Raw genomic sequence first — 13,495 nt, forward strand, 5'->3', positions numbered from 1 at the left:
GCATCGACCCCGAGGAGGTTCGTCGTGACATCCGACATCTCGCCGCACGACGCGGCAGCACGCCATGACCCCGTGTACGACGAGCTCCACGCCGCCCCGGAGTTCGCCGAGCTGAAGCGCCGCTACCGCGGCTTCGTGTTCCCGGCGACGGTGGCCTTCCTGGCCTGGTACCTGCTCTACGTGGTGCTCTCCAACTGGGCGGGCGACTTCATGAGCAAGCAGGTCGTCGGCAACATCAACGTGGCCCTGGTCTTCGGCCTGCTGCAGTTCGCCACGACCTTCCTCATCGCCTGGCTCTACTCGCGCTACTCCAGCGCCCGGCTCGACCCGCTCGCCCGCGAGCTCGACGAGCGCTTCATCGCCCTCGAGGGCAAGTCCTCCCGCGGAAGGGGCCACCACTGATGGACCACCAGCTGCTCACCACCCTGCTGTTCCTGTCGGTCGTCGCGGTCACCCTCGGGATCACGATCTGGGCCAGCCGCCAGACCTCCGGGGCGGCCGACTTCTATGCCGGCGGCCGCGGCTTCTCCGGCATCCAGAACGGCTTCGCGATCGGCGGCGACTACATGTCTGCCGCGTCCTTCCTCGGCATCTCCGGCGCGATCGCGCTGTCCGGGTACGACGGCTTCCTCTACTCGATCGGCTTCCTGGTCGCCTGGCTGGTGGCCCTGCTGCTGGTGGCCGAGATGCTGCGCAACTCGGGCCGCTACACGATGGCCGACCAGCTGGCGTACCGGATGAAGCAGCGCCCGGTCCGGATGGCCGCGGCCACCTCGACGGTCGTGGTGTCGATCTTCTACCTGTTGGCCCAGATGGTCGGCGCCGGCGCACTCGTCGCGTTGCTGCTCGGCGCGGACAGCCAGGCACTGAAGAACCTCACCATCATCGGCGTCGGCGCCCTGATGATCTTCTACGTCACCATCGGCGGCATGAAGGGCACCACCTGGGTGCAGATCGTCAAGGCGGTCCTGCTGATGGTGGGCTCGGCGTTGATCGTCGTCCTCGTCCTCGCCCACTTCCACTTCAACCTGTCCGAGCTCCTCGGCACCGCCGCCTCGAACACCGGCAAGGGCCAGGCGTTCCTCGAGCCGGGCCTGAAGTACGGTGTGAGCACCACCAGCAAGATCGACTTCCTCAGCCTCGGCCTGGCGCTGGTGCTCGGTACCGCCGGCCTGCCGCACATCCTGATCCGCTTCTACACCGTGCCGACGGCGCGGGACGCCCGCAAGTCGGTGCTGTGGGCGATCGGCCTGATCGGCGTGTTCTACCTGTTCACGCTGGTTCTCGGCTTCGGTGCGGCCGCGATGCTCAAGGGCGACAAGGCCGCGGACGTGGCCGCCTCGGGCGGCAACCTGGCCTCGCCGCTGCTCGCCGAGGAGGTCGGCGGAGGCGCCGGCTCGACCGGTGGCGCCATCCTGCTCGCCTTCATCGCGGCGGTCGCCTTCGCGACCATCCTCGCCGTGGTCGCGGGCCTGACCCTCACCTCCTCCACCTCGGTGGCCCACGACATCTACAACAGCGTGGTGAAGCGGGGCGAGGCGAGCGAGAAGGACGAGATCAAGGTGACCCGGATCGCCGCGGCGGCGATCGGCGTCATCGCGATCGCACTGGCGATCCCGGCGCAGAAGCTCAACATCGCCTTCCTCGTGGCGCTGGCCTTCGCGGTCGCGGCCTCGGCCAACCTGCCGGCGATCGTCTACAACATGTTCTGGAGGCGCTTCAACACCCGCGGCGCCACCTGGGGCATCTACGGCGGCCTGCTGGCCTCGGTCGGCCTGGTGTTCTTCTCGCCCGTCGTGTCGGGCTCGGAGACCGCCCTGGTGACGGGCGCGGACTGGTCCTGGTTCCCGCTGAGCAACCCCGGGATCATCTCGATCCCGCTCGGCTTCTTCTTCGGCTGGCTCGGCACGGTCACGTCGAGGGAACCGGCCGCCGAGGATCGGTTCACCGAGCTCGAGGTGCGCGCCCTCACCGGCGCGGGCGCCGAGCAGGCCGTCCAGCACTGATCCACCCACGACGGGCGGCCCGCCCTTGTAACTAAGTGTTACAGCTCGAAATCCGGTGCAACAACGCCCGGGTAGTAGCAATAACACGTAGTTACAAGTGGCGGGCCGTCTCACATGGCAACCCCACTGCAACCCCTGGTGACCACACTTCCCGTGGGTCCTAATGTGACCTGTGGCACCCCACTCGATCAGGAGACAACCGTGAGCGACCAGACCGCCCCTTCTTCGACTGACCAGACCCTGGCCAACCTGCTGAAGGAGGACCGGCGCTTCGAGCCGCCGGCCGAGCTGGCCGCCGCCGCGAACGTGACGGCCGACGCGTACGCCGCGGCGAAGACCGACCGCGAGGCCTTCTGGGCCGAGCAGGCCGACCGGCTGTCGTGGGACACGCGGTGGGACCGGGTCCTCGACTGGGACAACCCGCCGTTCGCGAAGTGGTTCGTCGGCGGCAAGCTGAACGCGGCCTACAACTGCGTCGACCGGCACGTCGAGGCCGGCCGGGGCGACAAGGTCGCGATCCACTGGGTCGGCGAGCCCGAGGGCGACACCCGCGACCTGACGTACGCCGACCTGCAGCGTGAGGTCTCCAAGGCCGCCAACGCCCTCACCGCGCTCGGCGTCGGCACCGGCGACCGCGTGGCGATCTACCTGCCGATGATCCCCGAGGCCGTGGTCACGATGCTGGCGTGCGCCCGGATCGGCGCCCCCCACACGGTCGTGTTCGGCGGCTTCTCCGCCGACGCCCTCGCCTCGCGGCTCGACGACTGCCAGGCCAAGGTCGTCGTCACCGCCGACGGCGGCTACCGCCGCGGCGCCGCGTCCGCGCTCAAGCCGGCCGTCGACGAGGCCCGCACCAAGACCGACGTGGTGGAGAAGGTGCTCGTGGTCCGTCGTACCGGCCAGGACCTGGGCGAGAACGGCTGGGACGACGCGGTCGACGTGTGGTGGCACGACGCGGTCGACAACGCCTCGGACCAGCACACCCCCGAGGCCTTCGACGCCGAGCACCCGCTCTACGTCATGTACACCTCCGGCACCACTGGCAAGCCCAAGGGCATCCTGCACACCACGGGCGGCTACCTGACCGGCGCGGCGTACACCCACCACGCGGTGTTCGACCTCAAGCCCGAGACCGACGTGTACTGGTGCACCGCCGACATCGGCTGGGTCACCGGCCACTCCTACATCGTCTACGGCCCGCTCGCCAACGGCGTCACGCAGGTCCTCTACGAGGGCACGCCGGACTCCCCGGAGCCGGGCCGCTGGTGGAAGATCATCCAGGACTACAAGGTCTCGCTCTTCTACACCGCCCCCACGGCGATCCGGTCGTTCATGAAGCAGGGCAGCGAGATCCCCGACCAGTACGACATGTCGTCGCTGCGGATCCTCGGCTCGGTCGGTGAGCCGATCAACCCGGAGGCCTACGTCTGGTACCGCCACGTCATCGGCGGCGACCGTACGCCGGTCGTCGACACCTGGTGGCAGACCGAGACCGGCGCCGTGATGATCTCCCCGCTGCCCGGCGTCACCGCCGGCAAGCCCGGTTCGGCGATGACCGCGATCCCCGGGATCGAGGCCGACGTCGTCGACGACGAGGGCAACTCGGTGCCCAACGGCTCCGGCGGATACCTGGTCGTCACCTCGCCGTGGCCCTCGATGCTGCGCACCATCTGGGGCGACGACGACCGCTACGTCGACACGTACTGGTCGCGCTTCAAGAAGGAGGGCTTCTACTTCGCCGGCGACGGCGCGAAGAAGGACGACGACGGCGACATCTGGGTCCTCGGCCGCGTCGACGACGTCATGAACGTCTCGGGCCACCGGCTCTCGACCACCGAGATCGAGTCGGCCCTCGTCTCGCACCCCAAGGTCGCCGAGGCCGCCGTGGTGGGCGCCTCCGACCCCGACACCGGCCAGGCCGTCGTCGCCTACGTCATCTTGCGCAACGACGCCGGGGACGGCGGCGCGGAGATCGTCAAGGAGCTCTCCGACCACGTCCGCAAGGAGATCGGACCGATCGCCAAGCCCCGCCAGATCATGATCGTCCCCGAGCTTCCCAAGACCCGCTCGGGCAAGATCATGCGCCGCCTGCTTCGCGACGTCGCCGAGGGCCGCCAGGTCGGCGACACCCAGACCCTCGCCGACGCCTCGATCATGGACCTGATCAGCGCCGGCCAGGCCACCTCGACGGAGGCGTGATCACTTGCCGGTCTGGCAGCCCGTCGTCTGGTCCGCGCTCCCGCCTGCGCTGGCGGAGTTCTGGACCGAACGGCACCTCTGCACGCTGAGCACCCTCGACCGCGACGGCGCACCGCACGCCGTCGCGGTCGGGGCCGTGCTCGACCCCGACCTCGAGTGCGCCTGGGTGATCACCGACGGCGGCTCGCAGAAGGCGGCCAACCTGCGCCGCGACCCCCGCCTCGCGGTCAGCCAGGTCGACGGTGCCCGATGGTCGACGATCATCGGCACCGCCGAGGTGCGCTCCGACGCCGCGTCCGTCGAGCGCGCCTGCGAGCGGTACGCCGCCCGCTACCGCACCCCGCGCGCCAACCCGGACCGGGTCGCGCTGCGGATCACAGTGACCCGGTTCCTCGGTTCGTCGCAGGTGCTTCCTCCGGACTGACCTCGCCCGCCGTCGGCCGCCGCGAGGCCAGCAGCAGGAGCACGACGCCGACGACCGCCGCGAGCACCGACGCGAGCAGGATGCCGACCTTCGCCTGGGCGGTGAGCACCTCCGCTCCGGGGAAGGACAGGCCAGCGATGAACAGCGAGACGGTGAAGCCGATGCCGGCGACCGCGCCGATGCCGACCACCTGCGGCCAGGAGGTGCCCTCGGGCATCCGGCCGAGACCGAGGCGGATCGCCAGGAAGCAGGCCAGGGTGATGCCGAGCGGCTTGCCGAGGACCAGGCCGGCGGCGATGCCGAGCGCGACCGGCGCCTGCAGCGCGTCGCCCAGGACGCCGTCACCGAGCGCGACACCGGCGTTGGCGAGCGCGAACACCGGCAGCACGACGTACGACGACAGCGGGTGCAGCTTGGTCTGGAGTCGTTCGACCACCGGCACGGACTCCGCGATGAGGAAGCGCAGCCGGCGCAGCTCCTCGGCGTCGAGCTCGTTGTCGCGCAGGCCCTCGACGGCGTAGTCCACGGCGACCTCGGGGCGCAGCAGCGCGACGGCCGGGGTGAGCAGGCCGATCGCGACGCCGGCGAGGGTCGCGTGCACGCCGGACTCGAGCAGCGCGAACCAGACGGCCAGGCCGAGCGCGGCGTAGACCGGGATCGCCCAGACCCGCGCGGCCCGCAACCCGGCCATCACGGCGAGCAGCCCGAGGGCACCGAGCAGCCAACCGAGGGAGAGGCCGTCGGTGTAGAAGACGGCGATCACGAGGATCGCGCCGATGTCGTCGACGATGGCGAGGGTGAGCAGGAACAGCCGGGCAGCGGACGGGATCCGCGGCCCGAGCAACCCGAGCACACCGACGGCGAACGCGATGTCGGTGGCCATCGGGATCCCCCAGCCGGCCGCGCCGTCGCCACCGCCCGCGACGGCGGCGTAGAGCACCGCAGGGACCGCCATCCCGCCGACCGCGGCCACGATCGGGAGCGCGGCGGTGCGCGGGTCACGCAGGTCGCCGTGGACCAGCTCGTACTTGATCTCGAGCCCCACGACGAAGAAGAAGATGGTCATCAGCCCGTCGTTGACCCAGTGCTGGAGGGACTCCTCGATCCTCCAGTCACCGACCTCCAGCGCGATCGGGGTGTGCCAGAAGTGGTCGTACGCCGACGCCCAGCCGTCGAACGGCAGGTTGACCCACAGCAGCGCGATCACGGTGGCCGCCAGCAGCAGCACCGAACCCGCCGACTCGACGTGCAGGAACTCGCGCAGCGGGCGGGCGAGGTACCGCACCAACGGACGTTCGCTCTCCGTCCAGACGGGGCCGCGGCGCCACAGGTCGTCGGGGTGGTGCGGGGACTCGGACACGGCGGTGTCTCCTGGCGTCGTGCGGGCAGGGGCGTTCACATGCCGACCAGACTTCCCGGCTCACCTGTGCCGAGGATATCGGTATCGGTAAGGTCGGCCGCATGGCCACCGAACCGCGCACCCTCCCTGGTGAAGAGCCGACCATCGGACGTCTCATCAAGGACGCGCAGACCGATCTCTCCACGATCATGCGCAAGGAGATCCAGCTCGCGAAGTCGGAGCTCAAGGTCAGCGTGACCGCGGGCGGTGTCGGCGCCGGGCTGATCGCGGCCGCCGGCTTCCTGCTCGTGCTGGCCGTCATCATGCTCTCGGTGGCCATCGCCTACTTCATCAACTGGAACGGCCAGGGTCTCGACCTGCACTGGGCGTTCCTGATCGTCTTCGCGTTCTACGTCCTCCTCGCGGGCCTGCTGGTGTTCCTGGCGATCCGCAGCTTCAAGAAGGTCAAGGCCCCCGAACGCGCCATCGAGCAGGGCTCGAAGATCCCGCGCGCGCTCAAGGGCCAGGCCTGAGCCGGACCGCCTGACGGACCGGACAGGGGGAGCCGATGGCGCGCCAGCCGGTCGTCGCCGGGAGGGCCGAGCAGCTGCTCGGCTCGGCGGTCGTCGCCACCGCACCGGTGGCGGGCGGCGACGTCTCCACGGCCGTCAAGCTGCGCCTGTCCAGCGGGCGCACGGCCTTCCTCAAGACGCTCAGCCCGGCACCGCCCCAGTTCTTCGCCCGTGAGGCCGCGGGCCTGCGCTGGCTCGCCGAGGCCACGCCGGGTGGCGGGGTCGCGACCGCCGAGGTGCTCGCGGTCGACTCGGACTGCCTGATCCTCGAGTGGGTGGAGGCGGGCCGTCCCACCGCCGAGGCCGCCGGCGCCTTCGGCCGCGCGCTCGCCGCCACCCATGCGTACGGCGCGTCGTGCTTCGGGCTCGACGAGAGCGCGCTCGGGGGATCCACCGGAGCCCTCCGTGTGGATGGGTACATCGGCCGGCTGCCGCTGCCCAACCGCAGCCTCCCGACCTGGGCCGAGTTCCACGCCGAGCGCCGGATCGCGCCGTACCTCAAGGTGCTGCGCGACAAGGAGATCGTCAGCGCCGAGGACGCCGCCCTCATCGAGACCGCCGCCGCGCGCTGCCCGTCGATCGTCCCCGAGGAGCCGCCCGCCCGGCTGCACGGCGACCTGTGGAACGGCAACGTGCTCTGGGCTGCCGGCGACCGGGCCGTGGTCGTCGACCCGGCCGCGTACGGCGGCCACCGGGAGGTCGACCTCGCCATGCTCGCCCTCTTCGGCCTCCCCCAGCTGCCGCAGGTGATGGCCGCCTACACCGAGGCCCACCCGCTGGCCGACGGCTGGGAGGACCGGCTGGGCTACCACCAGCTGTTCCCGCTGCTCGTCCACGCCTGCCTGTTCGGCGGCCAGTACGGCGCCCGCGCGGCGGGGGTGGCCCAGCGCTACCTCTGAAGCACCGGCCGCGACGTTTGGCTCCCGGCTCGCGGGGGATCTGGTGACCCATGGCCTACACCGCTGAGGATCTCCCGGAGCTCGTCGGCAAGATCGTGGACGCCGCCATCGAGGCGCAGCTGTCCTGGTTCGGCATGAACGGCACGGTCGACGGCGGGTTCGAGGGCACCGACGCCGGGCGCGGCATCCACATCTCGCCGCTCGGCGGTCGCTACAACGGCAGCACCTTCGAGAAGGGTGGTCAGGTCACCGATCCCTTCACCGGCACCCCGACCACCCTTCCCATCCCGCCGGGCTGGCCCTTCGACAGCCTCCAGGGCCTGGTCGACTACTACACGACCGAGATCCACGAGCTGTTCCGGCCGTGGATCACCCGGCCCCGACCGGCCGACTTCGACGGCGCGGTGCAGGCGACGTTCAACGCCGCGAAGGCGATCGCCGCCACCGGCAACCCGAACCCGAAGACCGGCGACGCCTGGGACCCGGCGGTCGACCTCTACACCTCCATCGACGTGGTCAACACCAACGTGGCGGGCTTCCGCGGCGAGGCGATGTGGCACCTGCAGAAGGACGTCACGGCGCGCATCCCGCACTCGCTGGAAGGGCTGGGCGCGGTGGCCTCGGTGCTCTACGCCGCGGCCCACGGCGAGGCCGAGGCCTGGAAGAACGGCGCCGACGGCCTCACCGACATCATGGTGAAGTCGATCGACGCGATGAAGGCCTCCGACATCTCGGCCGGAGGCGGCGGCGACATCGTGGCGGTCCTCAACGTGGTCGGGGCGCTCTCGGCCATCCTCGGCCCGCTGACGCTCGGCGCGTCCTCGGCGGCGTTCGCGATCGCGGGCACCGTCCTGCAGACCTCCAAGGACTTCATCCCGGAGAAGAAGGAGCAGCCGGTCCCCCTCGGCGCCGACAACCCGGTCGCCGTCCTCACCAAGATCCGCGAGGCTCTCGAGCAGCTCTCCGACGACATCGCGACCGAGGAGACCGCGATCCAGTCGATGGTGCGCACGGTGAGCCAGCTGCCCGGCTGGGAGGACGGCACCTACGACCTCGCCGAGCCGCGGATCCTGCAGCACACCGACCCGTCGTACTTCGACGAGATCCAGACCGACGCCGACGAGCTGCGCCGGATCGCCTCGTCCATCGAGACCGAGATCAGCCCCGTGCTGGGCGGCGCCGCCACCCAGCTCGACAGCGCCACCGAGTTCGCCCCGTGGCAGCGCCCCAGCGGCATGGGCCTGGGCACCTACGGCGGCTGGGGCGAGTACGCCCACCTCACGAACACGGTGCGCGACTCGTTGCGCAGCTCCGAGGCCTACCTCAACCACTGCGCCGACGTCGTCCGGCTGATCGCCCGCAGCTTCACGATGACCGACGCCGGGATCCGCGCGGGGCTGGAGCAGATCGCGGGCGAGGTCGACCGCGACCCGGCGATCGACGACGACTGACCGGCGGCGCCTCTCAGCCATCGCTCAGGCCGATCGGACATGATGGGAGGGTGCCCACCCGTCCCGCCGTGCCCCACCGCGTCCTCGTCGTCGACGACGACCGCGCGGTGCGGGAGTCGCTGCGACGCTCCCTGGTGTTCAACGGCTACGACGTCCACCTGGCCGGCGACGGGGCCGAGGCGCTGGCGGGGATCGGCGCGGTCGCGCCCGACGTCGTCGTGATGGACGTGATGATGCCCAAGCTCGACGGTCTCGAGACGACCCGGGCGCTGCGGGCGGCCGGCAACGACGTCCCGATCCTGGTGCTGACCGCGCGCGACGCCGTCGGCGACCGCGTGGAGGGACTCGACGCGGGGGCCGACGACTACCTGACGAAGCCGTTCGCGCTCGAGGAGCTGCTCGCCCGGCTGCGGGCGCTGCTGCGGCGGGTGACGCCGGTCGACGACGGCGCCGAGGAGGAGGTCCTCTCTTTCGCCGACCTCACCATGAACGTGACCACCCGCGAGGTGCGCCGCGGCAGCCGGTTGATCGAGCTGACCCGCACCGAGTTCACGCTGCTGGAGATGTTCCTGCGCCGTCCACGCCGGGTGCTCGACCGCAGCTTCATCCTCGAGGAGGTGTGGGGCTACGACTTCCCCACGACCGCCAACTCCCTCGAGGTGTACGTCGGCTACCTGCGCCGCAAGACCGAGGCCGAGGGCGAGCCCCGGCTGATCCACACCGTCCGCGGCATCGGGTACGTCCTGCGCGCGACGGAGACATGAGCCGGACGTGACGGTTCCCTGGGGCCTCACGGTCGGCCAGGGCGCCGACGGTCGCTGGCACTACCGCCGCTCGCTGGCGAGCCGGGTGATCTGGCTGACCACGATCGCGGTCGGCATGTCGGTCGCGCTGGTGGCCGTGGGCGCCTACATCACCGCCCGCGTGCAGATGCAGGACACCCTCGACAACGCGCTGGTCGATCGCGCCGAGAAGGCGGCCGACTCCGACAGCCTGCTCCAGGCCGGCTCGCAGGGCATCCCCTCGTGGGCGCTCGGCGCGGGTGACGTCCGGATCGCGATCCTCGACTTCAACCAGGGCACGCTGCGCATCCTCGACCGCGGACCGACCCTCGAGCTCGGCCAGTCCGAGCTGGAGGTGGCGCAGGGCAAGCAGGACCGCAGCCTGCGCACCGTCGTACTGGCGGGCGAGCGCTACCGCGTGGTCGCCGTCCCCACCCAGCAGAGCGGGATCGCGCTGATCATCGCCCAGCCGCTGGTCGACCAGGACCGCACCCTGCGCCGCCTCGGCTGGGTGACCGTCGCGTTCGGCTTCTTCGGCGTGCTCGTGGCCGGACTGGCGGGCTGGGCGGTCGCGAGCAACGGCCTGCGGCCAGTACGCCGGCTGAGCGCGTCGGTCGAGGAGATCGCGCGCACCGAGGACTTCACCCCGCTCGCCATCGAGGGCGACGACGAGGTGGCGCGGCTGTCGACGGCGTTCAACCACCTGCTGGTCGCACTCGACGCGAGCCGGATCCGGCAGCGCGAGCTGATCGCCGACGCGGGCCACGAGCTGCGCACGCCGCTGACGGCGCTGCGCACCAACATCGACCTGCTGACCATGACCGCACGCAGCCCCGACGGCCTCGCCGCCCTGCCGGCCGACGCGCGCGACGAGCTGCTCGACGACGTGCGGGCGCAGATCGAGGAGCTCACCACCCTCATCGGCGACCTCACCGAGCTGGCCCGCGACGAGCCGATGCCGATCCAGGTCGAGCCGGTCGACCTGGCCGACGTCGTCGACCACGCCGTGCAGCGGGTGCGACGCCGCGCTCCCAGCCTGGAGTTCGAGGTCTTCACCCGGCCGTGGTGGGTGATCGGCGAGGACGCCGAGCTGGAGCGGGCCGTGACCAACCTGCTCGACAACGCCGCGAAGTGGAGCCCCGAGGGCGGTCAGGTGACCGTCCGCCTCAGCGACGGCGTGCTCACCGTCGACGACCAGGGCCCCGGGATCGCCGAGACGGACCGGACCCGGATCTTCGACCGGTTCTGGCGTTCCGACGACGCCCGCACCATGCCCGGATCGGGCCTCGGCCTGGCGATCGTGCGCCAGGTCGCCGAACGCCACTCCGGCTCGGTCCAAGCCACCGCCAACGCCAGCGGTGGCGCACGCCTCGTGCTCAAGCTGCCCGGACGGGAGAACAACCCCCATGCCTGACCTCCGTCGTACCGCCCTCGTCGCGGCCCTCCTCGCTCCGCTCGCCCTCGCCGGCTGCGGCGGCGACGAGAAGGTCGGCCCGAAGCCGGACCTGCCGACCACTCCGGTGGCGCGGTGGAATCCCTGCGACGTGCTCGACGCGGCGTTCGTCAAGGCGCAGTTCGGGATCGAGGCCACCGAGCACGCCGGCACGCCGACGAAGCCGGAGTGCCGCTTCACCCCGGCCGAGGGCAGTGGCGAGGCGGTGGTCTCCGCCAACTACCTGCTCTTCCCCGGCACCCTCGACCAGGCGTGGAAGACGATGGGCCAGCAGGTCGACGCCGACGTCCGCACCCCTACCGTCGACCAGGCCGACGACGCCCGGGTCGTCGTCAACGCGACGAAGGACCAGCTCTACGTCACCGGCTTCGTCCAGAACGGCGACCTGATCCAGAAGGTCGACGTCGTCGACCCGGCGCCGTACGACGAGAAGCGGGTCGTGCGCGGCGTCGTAGCCACCCTCACCACGCTGTCGAGCCACGCGGCCCAGACGGGGGCCGGCTCCGACCCGAGCTGATCGCCTCGGAGGTCCTCGGCTCCCAGAACCGTGCCCGTCGCCTCAAGCGGCGCGTGGTCGGGCGGGTCGGTAGGTCGCTCTCCCGCGGAGGCTGTCGAGGGTGTGCCTGGGTGGTGGGGTCCACACGGGTTGTCGGGTGTCGGGGTCGATGTGGACGGCCCAGGGGGTCTGGTGGACCAGGACGTGGTGGTGACGGCAGAGCATGACGAGGTTGTCGAGGCTGGTGGCGCCGCCGTCGGCCCAGTGGACGACGTGGTGGGCATCGCAGGCCAACGGCATCCGGGTACAGCCCGGGAAGGCACAGTGCCGGTCGCGGACGACCAACGCCATCCAGATCGCGGCGGTCACCAGACGTTGGGCCCGGCCCACGTCGAGAACTTGGCCTTCGGCGCCGAGGACGCTCGGGATGATCTCGGCATCGCACGCCATGCGTCGTACGGCGCTCGCGGAGAACCGGGCACCGGTCGGGGTGTGCCCGTTGCGGGCCAGACCAGCATCGATCACCTGCTGCTTCAAGCTGTCCTGGTCGATGAGGACCACCACCCGCGGCTTCGACCCGTGGTCACGAGGAAGCTCGTCGGTGGCGGCGAGCCGGTCACAGGCATCGACCAGGGCGTCCCACAACCGGGCCCCGGCCTGCCGCGGGTCGCGGCCATCATGCCCACACTCCGGGGTCAGACAGGGTGCGCTGGTGGCGACACCGTTCTCGTCGAACATCGCCTCACCCGGCCGGCGGCTCACCCCGCCACAGGCACCGGGTTCGGTGGTGACCGGAGCCGCGAGGGGGTGCAGGGTGGCCTTGATCCTCTCCGCGTCTTCGACGGTGCCGTAGCCCTTGAGGCGCACTCCGCCGTGGCCGTCCTCGGCGAAGGACAGGTGCCGGGCGTGGTGGGCAGCGCGTTCGGCCTTCGCCTTCTCCTTCTCGGCGTCGACGATCGCGCTGTCGGGGTCGAGCTCGCGCACCACGTCGCTGAACGCGGTCTGCAGGTCGGAGGCGTCGTGGCCGTGGGTGTCGACCAGGTCCAGCATCGCGCCGGCGACCGCGGTTCGGAACTGCGGCACCCGGGGCAGGGTGTGCACCTTGGCCGCGATCGCGCGGGCCTGGGGCAGGGTGACCCGACCAGTCTCGAGGGCGGTCTGGACCTCGGGCAGGTCCCGTAGCTGCTCCACCGCCCGGACCAGCCCGCCACCGCTGCCCTTGTGGCCACCGGTGAGGTGGGTCAAGAAGTCCTTGACCGTCGCCCACCCGAGGCCACGCACCGCGTCGGTGGCCTCAACACGTGCGATGCCGCGCAACAGGGCGGCATCGAGGAACGAGCGCGCGGCAACCACCGCTTCCACGCCCGCCACCGCGTCCGGACCGGCGAGCACGTCCCAGTCCTCACCGGCCAGCTCCGCGGCACGCTCGGCCACGGCTGTGGCCTGGTCGAGCGCCCCGAGAGAAGACATGCGCTCAGTCTACTCGAACGTGTGTTCGAGTCAAGAGTCTCGGGGGGCGAGTTCCTTGTGATGTCTCAGGACATCGGTGACAGTTCTGTATCAGGACATCGGTGACAGTTGATGTATCAGGACTTCCGTGACGAATCCTGGTCTTTGGGGCGGGGGCCGCTTGGGCGACCGTTGCCGACGTAGCGCACGCCGGGGGCCGCGCGGGTGAGCTCGGCGATGATCACGCCGTCGAAGTCGGTGACGGTGACGGTGAATCGGTCCCCATCGGTGATCACGAGGACCTGTTTGAAGGCGTGGTCGACATGGAGCTTGTAGAAGACCTTGTCGATGTGGACGCCGCCGGCAGAGTTGACCTTCCGGACACGAGCGTTGGCCGTGGGTCAGCTGGTCGTTGCCGTCGCGGT

13 protein-coding genes are annotated in these 13,495 nt (G+C 70.8%); 10 read left to right on the top strand and 3 right to left on the bottom strand.

Translation table 11 applies throughout. The features are described 5' to 3' along the window. Positions 1 to 24: 24 nt before the first annotated feature. From KU893_RS17280 to KU893_RS17295, 4 genes are all read left to right on the top strand, one after another. Positions 25 to 402, top strand: a complete 378-nt coding sequence (locus KU893_RS17280) for a DUF485 domain-containing protein (protein ID WP_257441347.1) — start codon at positions 25 to 27, stop codon at positions 400 to 402. Beyond that, positions 402 to 2,006, top strand: coding sequence for a monocarboxylic acid transporter (locus KU893_RS17285; RefSeq protein ID WP_218235630.1), 1,605 nt, complete (start codon positions 402 to 404; stop codon positions 2,004 to 2,006). The genes KU893_RS17280 and KU893_RS17285 overlap by 1 nt, the downstream gene beginning before the upstream one ends. 201 nt (positions 2,007 to 2,207) lie before the next feature. Then, positions 2,208 to 4,205, top strand: coding sequence for an acetate--CoA ligase (gene acs / locus KU893_RS17290; protein WP_257441348.1), 1,998 nt, complete (start codon positions 2,208 to 2,210; stop codon positions 4,203 to 4,205). 4 nt (positions 4,206 to 4,209) lie between these two features. Next, entirely contained in the window at positions 4,210 to 4,629 is a 420-nt protein-coding gene (locus tag KU893_RS17295; protein ID WP_246592802.1) for a pyridoxamine 5'-phosphate oxidase family protein, read from the top strand. Here the strand turns inward: KU893_RS17295 and nhaA are convergent. After that, positions 4,580 to 5,989, bottom strand: coding sequence for a Na+/H+ antiporter NhaA (nhaA, locus tag KU893_RS17300; protein WP_218235632.1), 1,410 nt, complete (start codon positions 5,987 to 5,989; stop codon positions 4,580 to 4,582). The two genes, KU893_RS17295 and nhaA, sit on opposite strands and share 50 nt — an antisense overlap. A 101-nt stretch (positions 5,990 to 6,090) precedes the next feature. On the opposite strand from nhaA, the gene KU893_RS17305 reads away from it, so the two are divergent. Genes KU893_RS17305 through KU893_RS17330 form a run of 6 tightly spaced genes read left to right on the top strand, consistent with a single transcriptional unit; the run spans position 6,091 to position 11,642 of the window. After that, entirely contained in the window at positions 6,091 to 6,501 is a 411-nt protein-coding gene (locus KU893_RS17305) for a phage holin family protein (RefSeq protein ID WP_218235633.1), read from the top strand. Between the two features lie 35 nt (positions 6,502 to 6,536). After that, positions 6,537 to 7,439 carry a fructosamine kinase family protein gene (locus KU893_RS17310; RefSeq protein ID WP_218235634.1) on the top strand — a complete coding sequence of 301 codons (903 nt, stop codon included), beginning with the start codon at positions 6,537 to 6,539 and terminating at the stop codon, positions 7,437 to 7,439. 50 nt (positions 7,440 to 7,489) lie between these two features. Further along, complete coding sequence (locus tag KU893_RS17315) at positions 7,490 to 8,890, top strand: hypothetical protein (protein WP_218235635.1); 1,401 nt, start codon at positions 7,490 to 7,492, stop codon at positions 8,888 to 8,890. Positions 8,891 to 8,940: 50 nt separating this feature from the next. After that, the gene (locus tag KU893_RS17320; protein WP_308167230.1) at positions 8,941 to 9,654 is read left to right on the top strand and encodes a response regulator transcription factor; all 714 of its coding nucleotides are present in this window, start codon (positions 8,941 to 8,943) and stop codon (positions 9,652 to 9,654) included. Between the two features lie 7 nt (positions 9,655 to 9,661). Beyond that, positions 9,662 to 11,086, top strand: coding sequence for a sensor histidine kinase (locus KU893_RS17325; RefSeq protein WP_257441349.1), 1,425 nt, complete (start codon positions 9,662 to 9,664; stop codon positions 11,084 to 11,086). Next, on the top strand, positions 11,079 to 11,642 hold the full coding sequence (locus tag KU893_RS17330) for a hypothetical protein (protein ID WP_218235636.1): 564 nt from the start codon (positions 11,079 to 11,081) through the stop codon (positions 11,640 to 11,642). Before KU893_RS17325 ends, KU893_RS17330 begins: the two co-directional genes overlap by 8 nt. 42 nt (positions 11,643 to 11,684) lie before the next feature. On the opposite strand, the gene KU893_RS17335 is transcribed toward KU893_RS17330, so the two are convergent. Both KU893_RS17335 and KU893_RS17340 read right to left on the bottom strand, forming a co-directional pair. Beyond that, complete coding sequence (locus KU893_RS17335) at positions 11,685 to 13,091, bottom strand: HNH endonuclease signature motif containing protein (RefSeq protein ID WP_218235637.1); 1,407 nt, start codon at positions 13,089 to 13,091, stop codon at positions 11,685 to 11,687. 116 nt (positions 13,092 to 13,207) lie between these two features. Beyond that, complete coding sequence (locus KU893_RS17340) at positions 13,208 to 13,366, bottom strand: hypothetical protein (RefSeq protein ID WP_218235638.1); 159 nt, start codon at positions 13,364 to 13,366, stop codon at positions 13,208 to 13,210. Positions 13,367 to 13,495: the final 129 nt, after the last annotated feature.

The organism is Nocardioides daeguensis (assembly GCF_019192965.1).
Classification (GTDB): domain Bacteria; phylum Actinomycetota; class Actinomycetes; order Propionibacteriales; family Nocardioidaceae; genus Nocardioides; species Nocardioides daeguensis.

Excerpts from the sequence above, each read along its gene's own strand:
- KU893_RS17285 (WP_218235630.1), top strand. The coding sequence starts at position 402 with ATGGACCACCAGCTGCTCACCACCCTGCTGTTCCTGTCGGTCGTCGCG.
- KU893_RS17305 (WP_218235633.1), top strand. The coding sequence starts at position 6,091 with ATGGCCACCGAACCGCGCACCCTCCCTGGTGAAGAGCCGACCATCGGA.
- KU893_RS17310 (WP_218235634.1), top strand. The coding sequence starts at position 6,537 with ATGGCGCGCCAGCCGGTCGTCGCCGGGAGGGCCGAGCAGCTGCTCGGC.
- KU893_RS17315 (WP_218235635.1), top strand. The coding sequence starts at position 7,490 with ATGGCCTACACCGCTGAGGATCTCCCGGAGCTCGTCGGCAAGATCGTG.
- KU893_RS17330 (WP_218235636.1), top strand. The coding sequence starts at position 11,079 with ATGCCTGACCTCCGTCGTACCGCCCTCGTCGCGGCCCTCCTCGCTCCG.
- KU893_RS17335 (WP_218235637.1), bottom strand. The coding sequence starts at position 13,091 with ATGTCTTCTCTCGGGGCGCTCGACCAGGCCACAGCCGTGGCCGAGCGT.